Raw genomic sequence first — 12211 nt, forward strand, 5'->3', positions numbered from 1 at the left:
GGCGTTTTTCATTACATATGTGCGGCAATCAGACGCTGGTTATCCTGGTACATGGAGAACAGGTAGTTGTTGTAGCGCTGTCCCTGGGTGGAATAACCTTTCAGCTTGTGGATCATCGCCGTGGCCGTCACTTCCTGATCCGCCTTACGCAGCTGCGCGCGTGACTTACGGAACGAAGAGTAGGCCGGGTGGGTGTTCAGATTCACCACATAGGCATTCACGGAATCTTTCACCGATTCAAACTGTGAATAGCCCTTCACCTTGCCGGGTGCATTAGTACAACGACCTTTTGCGCATTTCATGCCAAACAGATTGTTGTTGTTGCGCGCCAGCTTCGAGGTGCCCCAACCGCTTTCGGCGGCGGCCATTGTCGCGACCATACTGCCTGGAATAATGTCCACACGCTCTAACAGAGTGTTCCACGGCACACGACGCGTGTTCCCGCTCCACTTCACTTTATAGCGTTTGGCGATGTCTTTCAGGCGAGTGCGCTCAGACGGCGACCAGCGGCTATCGTACTGTTTGGCGATCAGCCAGTTACGATCCGCAGTAATCGCGGCATTTTGACTTTTAATGTAAGGCATTACCGTCCGGAGAAACGCTTTTTTCCTTGGTGTCCCGGAAGGGTATTTTCGCAAATCAGGAAGTGAACTACTCTTTGCACTATTGCGAGAATACTCTTGTTTACTGCTAACCTTACTGCTTGTCGTCTTTATTACGTGGGCTTTCTTACTCGTTGTATCCGTGTGCGTCTTTGCAAGCACCTCACCTGAAAATGCCATGGTGAGTAACATGAGTATCGCGGCCCCATATCGTCGAATGGGAGTCGATATCATTAGGTCTCCTGGTCGGATATAAGCATTCCAACACCTTATTTTCTTCAAAATTTGAGAGCGGAATCTCAAATCGTACCAAAAATAGTCTTCAAGAGCACGTCTATAAATAGTCCAATTCCGAAACTATGTCATCCGGAACATGCTCATTAAAGCACCAACACTGGAAAAATGTGCGCGATATCGCAGATAACTGCCTAATTTTGCGCGGGATCACTCATCCCTTCGCGTCCTCCTGGCAGAAAGCCTCAGAGGAGGAGTTTTTCCCCTGAGCCGAATGGCACACTGGTCAAAAATGCCGCGACAGGAAAATGGAATGAAACGCACTGCATTAGCTGTTCTGATGTTACCCGCATTCGCGCATGCCGACTGGTCATCGCCGGGATTTGACGCATTCAACGCTGAAGGTACCGGCGTCTTTACCAGCCAGGCAACGCTTGCGAAGGGTACCCGTCCACTGACGTTGAGTCTTGACAACGCGTGCTGGCAGCCGACAAAGGCCATTAAGCTCAACGAGATGCTGTCGCTCAAACCGTGCGAAGGCACGCCACCGCAGTGGCGATTATTCCGTGACGGCGTTTATCAGATGCGTATTGATACGCGCTCTGGAACGCCGACGCTGATGCTGACGGTACAAAGTGCGGCGCCACAGCCTGTCGCAAACGTTACCCGCCAGTGCCCGAAGTGGGACGGCAAACCGCTCACGATCGACGTCGTTAACACGTTCCCGGAAGGCACGGTGGTGCGTGATTTTTACAGCAAACAGACCGCGACCGTTCAAAATGGCAAAGTGACTCTTCAGCCAGCCGCCAACAGCAATGGCCTGCTGCTGCTTGAGCGCGCCGAAACGGACAAACCCGCGCCGTTCAGCTGGCAAAACGCCACCGTCTATTTCGTGCTGACCGATCGCTTCGTGAATGGCGACCCCACCAACGACAACAGCTATGGCCGCCATAAAGATGGTATGCAGGAGATAGGTACTTTCCACGGCGGCGATCTGAAAGGGCTTACCAGCAAACTGGATTACCTTCAGCAACTGGGCGTGAATGCGCTCTGGATAAGCTCCCCGCTAGAGCAGATCCACGGCTGGGTTGGCGGCGGCACCAAAGGGGATTTCCCCCACTACGCGTATCACGGTTATTACACCCAGGACTGGACGAAACTCGACGCCAACATGGGCAACGAAGATGATTTACGCCAGCTTGTCGACGACGCGCACAGGCGCGGTATCCGCGTCCTGTTTGACGTTGTCATGAACCACGCGGGCTATGCGACGCTTGCAGATATGCAGCAATATCAGTTTGGCGCACTCTATTTACAGGGAGATGAGCTGAAAAAAACGCTCGGCGAACGCTGGACTGACTGGAAGCCAGGCGCGGGTCAAAGCTGGCACAGCTTCAACGATTACATCAACTTCAGTGACAAAGCCGCATGGGAAAAATGGTGGGGTAAAAAATGGATCCGTACCGATATCGGTGATTACGACAACCCGGGCTTTGACGACTTGACCATGTCCCTGGCCTTCCTGCCGGATCTGAAAACGGAATCAAAAACCCCGTCAGGTTTGCCGAACTTTTATCAACACAAGCCCGACACCAACGCGAAAGTGATGACGAATTTCACGCCGCGAGATTACCTGACCCACTGGCTTAGCCAGTGGGTACGTGACTACGGCATCGACGGTTTCCGGGTCGATACCGCCAAACACGTTGAGCATGAAGCCTGGCAACAACTGAAAGACCAGGCCAGCCAGGCGCTGGCCGCGTGGAAGGCCGCCAACCCGGACAAAAAACTCGACGATGCGCCGTTCTGGATGACCGGTGAATCCTGGGGCCACGGCGTGATGCAGAGCGATTATTACCGTCACGGCTTCGATGCGATGATCAACTTTGACTATCAGGAGCAGGCGGCGAAAGCAGTGGACTGTCTGGCAGATATGGATTTGACCTGGCAGCAAATGGCAGAAAAGCTGCAAAGTTTTAATGTGCTGAGCTATCTCTCCTCCCACGATACGCGTCTGTTCCGTGAAGGGGGCCAGCGCGCCGCTGAGTTACTGCTGCTGGCGCCGGGAAGCGTGCAGATCTATTACGGCGATGAATCAGAGCGTCCATTTGGCCCGACAGGCTCCGATCCGCTACAGGGAACCCGTTCGGATATGAACTGGCAGGACGTCACAGGTAAACAGGCGTTAACTGTCGCCCACTGGCAGCTTCTGGGGCAGTTCCGCGCCCGTCATCCGGCTGTGGGTGAAGGCAAGCAAACAACGCTGTCAATGAAAGAAGGCTACGGCTTTGTGCGCGAGCACAAGGGCGATAAGGTGATGGTGGTGTGGGCGGGTAATCAGTAGAACAGCCCCCTCACCCTAATCCTCTCCCCTAAGGGGCAAGGGGATTGCACGGTGCGGTCTTTCACCCTCGCCCCTTTGGGGAGAGGGCCGGGGTGAGGGGACATTCATCAGAACGATTCACTGCAATAATCCCTCTCCACCATACAAAACAACAAATCCGACCACATCCGCCGATTTGCACCAACACGGTGCTGGCGTTATGGTTACTGCCTTTCATATTAAGCCCGACAGATCACCTGCTATGACGTTTTCACAATTCGGCGACAAATTTACCCGCCATTCAGGCATTACCCGCCTGATGGAGGACCTCAACGACGGGCTGCGCACCCCAGGCGCTATCATGCTTGGCGGCGGAAACCCGGCTCAAATTCCGGAGATGAACACCTACTTCCAGACGCTGCTGGCAGACATGCTGGAAAACGGTAAAGCAACCGATGCGCTATGTAATTACGACGGCCCTCAGGGTAAAACAGAACTACTGACGCTTCTGGCGGTAATGCTGCGGGAAGCGCTGGGTTGGGATATCGAACCACAGAACATTGCACTGACAAACGGCAGTCAGAGCGCGTTTTTCTACTTATTCAATCTGTTCGCAGGACGCCGCGCCGACGGCACCACGAAAAAAGTGCTGTTCCCGCTGGCTCCGGAGTATATCGGCTATGCCGATGCCGGCCTCGAAGAAGACCTGTTTGTTTCCGCACGTCCGAATATCGAGTTGTTGCCAGAGGGCCAGTTCAAATATCACGTCGATTTTGAACATCTGCATATCGGTGAAGAGACGGGCATGATCTGCGTATCTCGTCCCACCAACCCGACGGGGAACGTGATCACCGACGACGAGCTGATGAAGCTGGATGCGCTGGCGAATCAGCACGGCATCCCGCTGGTGATCGATAACGCCTATGGCGTACCGTTCCCGGGGATCATCTTCAGCGAAGCGCGTCCGCTGTGGAACCCGAACATCATCCTCTGCATGAGCCTCTCCAAGCTGGGCCTGCCGGGCAGCCGCTGCGGCATTATCATTGCTAACGAGAAAATCATCACCGCCATTACCAACATGAACGGCATTATCAGCCTTTCCCCTGGCGGCATCGGCCCGGCGATGATGTGCGAGATGATCAGGCGTAACGACCTGCTGCGCCTGTCAAATGAGGTGATCAAGCCGTTTTACTCTCAGCGCGTTCAGGAAACTATCGCCATCCTTCGCCGCTACTTACCGGAGGAACGCTGCCTGATCCATAAACCGGAAGGGGCAATTTTCCTGTGGCTGTGGTTTAAGGATCTGCCCATCACGACAGAGCTGCTTTATCAGCGTCTGAAAAAGCGTGGCGTGCTGATGGTCCCGGGGGATTACTTCTTCCCGGGTCTGGATAAGCCGTGGCCGCATACGCACCAGTGCATGCGCATGAACTACGTCCCGGACCCGGAAAAAATCGAAGCGGGTGTGAAAATTCTCGCCGAAGAGATTGAGAACGCCTGGCGCGAGGCCGGTTAATAAAACCTCAGGCCAGATTACGCAGCCGTTCCACGCGTAGTCTGGCGGGGTCTATGCAGCGCAGCGCGTGGGTGGGACAGGCTTCGACGCAGGCGGGACCGCCCTCGCGATGCATGCACAAATCACATTTCAGCGCCTGAACGCGATCTCCCACAACCCGAACCTGCATTGCCCCGAACGGGCACGCCACCATACAGCTTTTGCAGCCGATACAGCGAGCCTGCTCAACGAGCCAGGCTCCCGCAGCACGGTGAATGGCCCCCGTCGGGCAGACATTCGCGCAGGGCGCATCTTCACACTGATGGCAGCCCACGGCTGTGGTGAAGGTTCCCCCCTTAACCACGCGGATACGTGACGTAAACGCTTCTGGCGTGGCGCTGCTTTGATGCGACATCATGCACGCCACCTCACAGGTGCGGCACCCGATACATTTTTCAGGATCCGTCAGAATAAATCGGTTCATCAGTTACGCCTCGCGCACGTTAAACCCCAGTTCTTTCGAGATAGCTTCCGCCGTGTCACGCAGCGGTTTTAACAAGTTTTTCTCGCCCACCTGCTTCATGCGCGACGTCGACAGCGAAATGGAGATGGCATAGGGCACGCGCCCGTGAATATCAAAGACCGGCACGGCGATACATGACACACCCAGCTCGTTCTCTTCTTTATCCATCGCCATACTGTGATCGCGAATTTCCGCCAGCTCATCATACATCGCGCTCAGTTCGGTGATGGTGTTGCGGGTCAAAGGTTGGATCTGTTCCTGGTGGCTTTCCCAGTAGCTCGCCACGTAATCCTGATGACCAAACGCCATATAGATTTTGCCCATCGCAGAACAATAGAGCGGCATATGCTGGCCGATATATGCGCGCGTGCGCAGCATACCGGTTGTCGGCTCAAGCTTATAAATCAGGATCGCGTGGTCATCTTCACGGCTGGAGAAGTTGACCGTTTCGCCGGTGGCAATGTTCAGCGCCTCGAGGTGCGGCGCCGCCACGTGAATAATATTGAGCGATGAAAGCGCCTTTTGCCCGACGGCGATAAATTTAGTGGTCAGACGATAGCTCCCTGCCGCCGGCGCCGGCGTCACGTACCCGCACGACTGCAACCCCTGCAATAACCGGTGCACGGTGCTTTTATTCAGCCCCGCCAGTTCTGATAAATGCGCAAGCGGACACCCGTTCGGATAGTTACTGAGGATTTCAATCAGCATCAGGCCGCGAAACAAGCTCTGGCTACCTGCTGGCCTCTCTTTTTCTTGCGTCATTTCGCTCTCTTTTATGCTCATCAAATGGCTCCTGTTTATCGCGCCCTGATGGTAGCGCAAAGTGTGGTTTAGTTCACGATCTCAACAGAAAAAACACAACCATTTGATTTTAATCGGTTTTTAAAAACGTGAATGTCGTTGATCTGACAAAATTTGATCGCTATATTTGAAATCAGATTTCGCATAGTGAAATTTAGCGATAAAAAAACACTCGCACTTGCCCCTAAAAAAACAGGAGAACAGGGATGAAAGTGACCTTCGAAGAGTTGAAAGCGGCGTTCAATCGGGTTCTGCTCGATCGCGGTGTAAAAGCGGATACCGCAGACGCCTGCGCCGAGATGTTCGCCCGCACCACGGAGTCCGGCGTTTATTCACACGGCGTCAACCGCTTCCCGCGATTTATTCAGCAGCTTGACGCAGGCGACATCCTCCCTGACGCCCAGCCGAAACGCGTAACGACATTAGGCGCCATCGAACAGTGGGATGCCCAGCGTTCCATCGGCAACCTGACGGCGAAGAAGATGATGGACCGTGCTACCGAGCTGGCGTCCGATCACGGGATCGGCCTGGTGGCGCTGCGTAACGCTAACCACTGGATGCGCGGCGGCAGCTACGGCTGGCAGGCGGCGGAGAAAGGCTATATCGGCATCTGCTGGACCAACTCTATTGCCGTGATGCCCGCGTGGGGATCAAAAGAATGCTGCATCGGCACAAACCCGCTGATCGTCGCTATCCCGTCGAATCCAATCACCATGGTCGATATGTCGATGTCGATGTTCTCCTACGGCATGCTGGAGGTGAATCGCCTGGCCGGACGCGAATTACCGGTCGACGGCGGCTTTGACGATGAAGGCAATCTGACCAGAGAGCCGGGCGTGATTGAGAAAAACCGTCGCATTCTGCCCATGGGCTACTGGAAAGGTTCCGGCTTGTCGATTGTGCTCGACATGATCGCCACCCTGCTCTCTGACGGCGCGTCCGTCGCGGAAGTGACCCAGGACAACAGCGACGAATACGGCGTATCGCAGATCTTTATCGCCATCGAAGTGGATCGCCTGATCGACGGTCCAACCCGCGATGCCAAACTACAGCGCATCATGGACTTCATCACCACCGCAGAACGCGCTGATGAAAATGTCGCCGTCCGTCTGCCAGGCCATGAGTTCACACGCCTGCTGGAGGAGAACCGCCGCAACGGCATCACGATTGACGACAGCGTGTGGGCGAAAATCCAGTCTCTGTAAGGAGTGGGTCATGATATTCGGACATATTACACAGCCAAATCCATGTCGCCTGCCGCTGGCGATTGAAAAGGCGCTTAATTTTCTGCGTACCACGGATTTCACCACCCTGGCGCCGGGCGTGATCGAAATTGAAGGCCGCAACATTTTTGCCCAGGTTCTCGACCTCACCACAAAGGAACAGCACGAGAACCGCCCTGAAGTCCATCGCCGCTATCTGGATATCCAGTTTTTGGCCTGGGGCGAAGAAAAAATCGGTATTGCTATTGATACCGGGAATAACAAAATCAGCGAATCATTGCTGGAGCAACGGGATATTATTTTTTATCACGACAGCGAACACGAGTCGTTTATCGAAATGATCCCTGGCAGTTACGCCATATTTTTCCCGCAGGATGTTCACCGTCCTGCCTGTATTAAAAACAAGGGATCCGCAATTCGTAAAATTGTGGTGAAAGTGGCCATCAGCGAATTAGATTAATTTTCTGATAAATACAGGAATGCGAAATGACCAACACCGGTTTTATTATTGGTGCGTACCCCTGCGCACCCTCGTTTCACCAGAAAGGGGAGCAGGAAGAACACGCCTTCTGGCGGGAACTTTCCGACACGCCAAATATTCGCGGGCTGGAACAACCTTGCCTTGAAAATCTCCATCCGTTTGGTGATGAATGGCTGTTTCGTCATACGCCGGGCAACTGGCAGATCGTTGTCACAGCCGTTATGGAAACCATGCGCCGCCGCGGCAGCAACGGCGCGTTTGGCCTGGCGTCCGCGGACGAAGAACAACGTAAAGCGTGCATTGAATATTACCGCCATCTGCATCAAAAGATTGATGCCGTTAACACCCGCTTTCCCGGGAAAGTGGTCGCTCTGGAAATGCAGGCCGCACCACAGGCGGGTAATGATTCTGTCGAGCAAGCGACAGAAGCATTCTCCCGCTCGGTAAGGGAAATCGCGAGCTGGGACTGGGGCTGCGATCTGGTGCTGGAACACTGTGATGCGATGAATAGCCCGGCGCCGCGTAAAGGGTTCTTGCCCTTAGAGCAGGTGCTGGAGGTAGTGAGAGAGACCGATATCAGCGTCTGTATCAACTGGGCACGTTCGGCCATCGAAGGTCGCAACACCGCCCTTCCGCTGGAACATGTTCAGGCGGCACTCGCTGCCGGGAAACTGGGGGCGCTGATGTTCTCGGGCACGACCCCTCGCGGTGAGTACGGAGAATGGCAGGATCTGCACGCGCCGTTTTCTTCGTTCTGTGCCGACAGTCTCATGTCCACTGAACATGTAAAAACGCTGTTTACTGCGGCGAGCGCCGCAACATTGAAATTCTCCGGTATTAAATTACTGGAAATAAATGCTAATGCTGACGTCAGCCATCGCATCGCTATTTTGCGCGACGGCATTAGCGCTATGAATAAAGCATCACAATAAAAATAAAGAATACATTTTCCGGTTACCTTCACTGAGATATTAACTATGAATATTTCTTCTAATGCTCTACACGCGGACATTCCGCGCCAGCGCTGGCTAAGGATCATTCCCCCTATTCTTATCGCCTGCATTATTTCCTATATGGACCGCGTAAATATAGCTTTTGCGATGCCCGGCGGTATGGACGAAGAGCTGGGCATTTCCGCCACGATGGCGGGCCTGGCGGGGGGGATCTTTTTTATTGGCTATTTGTTCCTGCAAGTTCCCGGCGGCAAAATTGCCGTGCACGGCAGCGGTAAGAAGTTTATCGGCTGGTCGCTGGTTGCCTGGGCGGTGATCTCGGTTCTGACCGGGCTTGTAACCAACCAGTATCAGCTGCTGGTGCTGCGCTTCTTACTCGGCGTGGCGGAAGGCGGGATGCTGCCCGTTGTGCTCACGATGATCAGTAACTGGTTCCCGGATGCCGAGCGCGGCCGCGCCAACGCGATTGTGATCATGTTCGTGCCCATCGCCGGGATCATCACCGCCCCACTGTCGGGCTGGATTATCACCGCTCTCGACTGGCGCTGGCTGTTCATTATTGAAGGTCTGATGTCCGTTGTTGTGCTGGTGCTGTGGGCGTTCACCGTCTACGACCGGCCGCAGGAAGCGCGCTGGATCTCTGAGGCCGAGAAAAACTACCTGGTACAAACACTGGCGGCAGAGCAGCAGGCCATTGCGGGTAAAGAGGTGAAAAACGCCTCGCTCAGCGCAGTGCTGTCTGACAAAACCATGTGGCAGCTGATCGCCCTCAACTTCTTCTACCAGACCGGCATTTACGGTTACACCCTCTGGCTGCCCACCATTCTGAAAGAACTGACGCACACCAGCATCGGCCAGGTGGGAATGCTCGCCATTCTGCCTTACATCGGCGCCATTGCCGGCATGTTCCTGTTCTCTACGCTCTCTGACCGCACCGGCAAGCGCAAGCTGTTTGTTTCCCTGCCATTGATTGGCTTTGCGCTCTGCATGTTCCTCTCCGTGGCGCTGAAAGAGCACACCTGGCTGGCCTATGCCGCGCTGGTGGGCTGTGGCTTCTTCCTGCAATCCGCAGCGGGCGTGTTCTGGACCATCCCGGCGCGTCTGTTCAGCGCTGAGATGGCGGGTGGCGCTCGCGGCGTGATTAATGCCCTGGGCAACCTCGGCGGGTTCTGCGGTCCTTATGCGGTAGGCGTACTGATCACCCTGTACAGCAAAGACGCAGGCGTTTACTGCCTGGCGGTTTCGCTGGCGCTGGCATCGCTGCTGGCCCTGATGTTACCGGCGAAATGCGATGCCGGAGCAGAGCCCAACCCCACGGTGAACTCGCATAAGCGTGCGGCCTGAGGCCCTCACCTGATTCACTAAACCAAACCGTAGGCCGGGTAAGCGAAGCGCCACCCGGCAATTAAGCGAGAAGAAGATGAGTGAAAAAGAGCCCTTCTGGCTGGGTATCGATTGTGGCGGTACTTATCTGAAAGCCGGTTTATACAACAGCCAGGGCAAAGAAGTCTGTATTGAGCGCCGCTCAGTGGCCACGCTCAGCCCACGCGCTGGCTACGCCGAGCGGGATATGCACCAGCTCTGGCAGCACTGCCACAAAACCGTCGCCCTGCTGCTTAAAAATTCAGGCGCTGACGGCGGTCAGATTAAAGGCGTTGGCATTTCAGCCCAGGGCAAGGGGCTATTTTTGCTCGATAAACAGGATCGCCCCCTGGGTAACGCCATACTCTCCTCCGATCGCCGTGCGCTGGAGATCGTGCAACGCTGGCAGCAGGACGGTATACCCGAAAAGCTCTATCCGCATACTCGCCAGACGCTGTGGACGGGGCATCCGGCCTCACTCCTGCGCTGGGTTAAAGAGAACGAGCCGCAGCGGTATCAGCAAATCGGCAGCGTGATGATGGCGCACGATTACCTGCGCTGGTGTCTGACCGGAGTCAAAGGCTGCGAAGAGAGCAACATCTCGGAATCCAATCTCTACAACATGAATACCGGGCAGTACGATCCGCAGCTCACGCGCTGGCTCGGCATCAGCGACATTGACGGTGCCCTGCCGCCTATTATCGGTTCAGCAGAAATTTGCGGGGAAATCACCGCTCAGGCAGCCGCACTGACCGGTCTCACGGCGGGTACTCCCGTCGTTGGTGGACTGTTTGATGTGGTTTCCACCGCGATCTGCGCCGGGCTGCATGACGAAAATACGCTGAATGCCGTAATGGGGACCTGGGCCGTGACCAGTGGGATTGCCCACGGCATCCGCGACAACGAGCCGTTCCCCTACGTCTATGGCCGCTATGTCCATCCGCAGCAGTTCATCGTTCACGAAGCCAGCCCCACCTCGTCCGGCAACCTGGAATGGCTGACGGCCCAATGGGGCGAAATGTCATTCGATGAGATTAACCACGCCGTGGCCAGCCTGCCAAAAGCTGAAAGCGATGTGTTCTTCCTGCCTTTCCTCTACGGCAGCAACGCCGGACTGGAGATGACCAGCGGCTTCTATGGTTTGCAGGCGCTGCATACCCGCGCGCACCTCCTCCAGGCGGTTTATGAAGGGGTGGTATTCAGCCACATGACCCACCTCAACCGTATGCTCGAACGCTTTCCCCACGTGCAGACCCTGCGCGTGACGGGCGGCCCCACCCATTCGGACGTGTGGATGCAGATGCTCGCGGACGTCAGCGGCCTGGCGATTGAACTCCCGCAGGTGGAGGAGACCGGCTGTTCCGGTGCGGCGCTGGCCGCGCTCGTCGGTACAGGTCTCTATCCCGATTTTTACGCCGCTCAGCGCGCCCTCAGGCATGACATCCGGATGATTGAACCTGACATGCGTGCCCATGCCGCCTACCAGCGCAAATATCACCGTTACCAGCTACTGATTTCAGCATTACAGGGCTATCACGCCCGTGTTAAGGAGTACGACCTATGAGCCGACCATTATTGCAACTGGCGCTCGACCACACCTCACTTCAGGCCGCGCAGCGGGATGTCGCGACGCTTTCCGATCACGTCGACATCGTCGAAGCCGGCACCATCCTGTGCCTGACCGAAGGGCTAAACGCCGTTCGCGCCCTGCGCGCACAGTGTCCGGATAAAATTATCGTGGCGGACTGGAAAGTCGCCGATGCCGGAGAAACGCTGGCTGAGCAGGCGTTTGGCGCAGGCGCAAACTGGATGACCATCATCTGTGCCGCCCCGCTGGCCACCGTTGAACGTGGCCACGAGGTCGCACTGCGCGGCGGCGGCGAGATCCAGATGGAGCTGTTTGGCAACTGGATGCTGGACGACGCGCGCGCGTGGCACCGCATCGGGGTGAAGCAGGCGATATACCACCGTGGACGCGACGCACAGGCCAGCGGCCAGCAGTGGGGCGAGGCGGATCTCAGCAAAATGAAGGCGTTGTCCGATATCGGGCTACAGCTTTCCATCACTGGCGGTATCACCCCCGCTGACCTGCCGCTGTTTAAGCAGATCAACGTCAAAGCCTTCATTGCCGGGCGCGCGCTGGCAGGCGCCGCCAATCCGCCGCAGGTGGCACAAGCATTCCATTCACAAATTCGCGACATCTGGGGAGAGTAA

General features: G+C 55.8%; 11 protein-coding genes. 8 read left to right on the forward strand and 3 right to left on the reverse strand.

Annotation, left to right across the window (positions count from 1 at the left end):
• Positions 1-11 precede the first annotated feature (11 nt).
• Complete coding sequence (locus ACOTXC_RS19780; RefSeq protein WP_022649749.1) at positions 12-836, reverse strand: protein bax; 825 nt, start codon at positions 834-836, stop codon at positions 12-14.
• 313 nt (positions 837-1149) lie between these two features.
• Here ACOTXC_RS19780 and ACOTXC_RS19785 point away from each other — a divergent pair, with 313 nt between their 5' ends.
• Both ACOTXC_RS19785 and avtA read left to right on the forward strand, forming a co-directional pair.
• The gene (locus tag ACOTXC_RS19785) at positions 1150-3180 is read left to right on the forward strand and encodes an alpha-amylase (protein WP_421767916.1); all 2031 of its coding nucleotides are present in this window, start codon (positions 1150-1152) and stop codon (positions 3178-3180) included.
• Between the two features lie 241 nt (positions 3181-3421).
• Entirely contained in the window at positions 3422-4675 is a 1254-nt protein-coding gene (avtA, locus tag ACOTXC_RS19790) for a valine--pyruvate transaminase (RefSeq protein ID WP_421767917.1), read from the forward strand.
• A 7-nt stretch (positions 4676-4682) separates the two neighbouring features.
• On the opposite strand, the gene ACOTXC_RS19795 is transcribed toward avtA, so the two are convergent.
• Complete coding sequence (locus ACOTXC_RS19795) at positions 4683-5138, reverse strand: 4Fe-4S dicluster domain-containing protein (RefSeq protein ID WP_045309001.1); 456 nt, start codon at positions 5136-5138, stop codon at positions 4683-4685.
• 3 nt (positions 5139-5141) lie between these two features.
• Entirely contained in the window at positions 5142-5960 is an 819-nt protein-coding gene (gene yiaJ, locus ACOTXC_RS19800) for an IclR family transcriptional regulator YiaJ (protein WP_015572751.1), read from the reverse strand.
• A gap of 224 nt (positions 5961-6184) precedes the next feature.
• Here yiaJ and yiaK point away from each other — a divergent pair, with 224 nt between their 5' ends.
• The 6 genes from yiaK to ulaD all read left to right on the forward strand — a co-directional run bounded on the left by yiaK (position 6185) and on the right by ulaD (position 12211).
• Positions 6185-7183 carry a 3-dehydro-L-gulonate 2-dehydrogenase gene (gene yiaK / locus ACOTXC_RS19805; RefSeq protein ID WP_063854006.1) on the forward strand — a complete coding sequence of 333 codons (999 nt, stop codon included), beginning with the start codon at positions 6185-6187 and terminating at the stop codon, positions 7181-7183.
• 10 nt (positions 7184-7193) lie between these two features.
• Positions 7194-7661: a YhcH/YjgK/YiaL family protein gene (locus ACOTXC_RS19810; RefSeq protein ID WP_045308999.1), complete on the forward strand. Its 468-nt coding sequence runs from the start codon at positions 7194-7196 to the stop codon at positions 7659-7661.
• Positions 7662-7687: 26 nt separating this feature from the next.
• Entirely contained in the window at positions 7688-8614 is a 927-nt protein-coding gene (locus ACOTXC_RS19815; RefSeq protein WP_023298859.1) for a DUF4862 family protein, read from the forward strand.
• 45 nt (positions 8615-8659) lie between these two features.
• The gene (locus ACOTXC_RS19820; protein WP_038416906.1) at positions 8660-9979 is read left to right on the forward strand and encodes an MFS transporter; all 1320 of its coding nucleotides are present in this window, start codon (positions 8660-8662) and stop codon (positions 9977-9979) included.
• A 76-nt stretch (positions 9980-10055) separates the two neighbouring features.
• Positions 10056-11561, forward strand: coding sequence for an FGGY-family carbohydrate kinase (locus tag ACOTXC_RS19825; protein ID WP_048966139.1), 1506 nt, complete (start codon positions 10056-10058; stop codon positions 11559-11561).
• The gene (ulaD, locus tag ACOTXC_RS19830; protein ID WP_421767918.1) at positions 11558-12211 is read left to right on the forward strand and encodes a 3-keto-L-gulonate-6-phosphate decarboxylase UlaD; all 654 of its coding nucleotides are present in this window, start codon (positions 11558-11560) and stop codon (positions 12209-12211) included. The genes ACOTXC_RS19825 and ulaD overlap by 4 nt, the downstream gene beginning before the upstream one ends.

This window comes from Enterobacter cloacae complex sp. IR5428 (assembly GCF_049238585.1).
GTDB classification, from domain to species: Bacteria; Pseudomonadota; Gammaproteobacteria; order Enterobacterales; family Enterobacteriaceae; genus Enterobacter; species Enterobacter intestinihominis.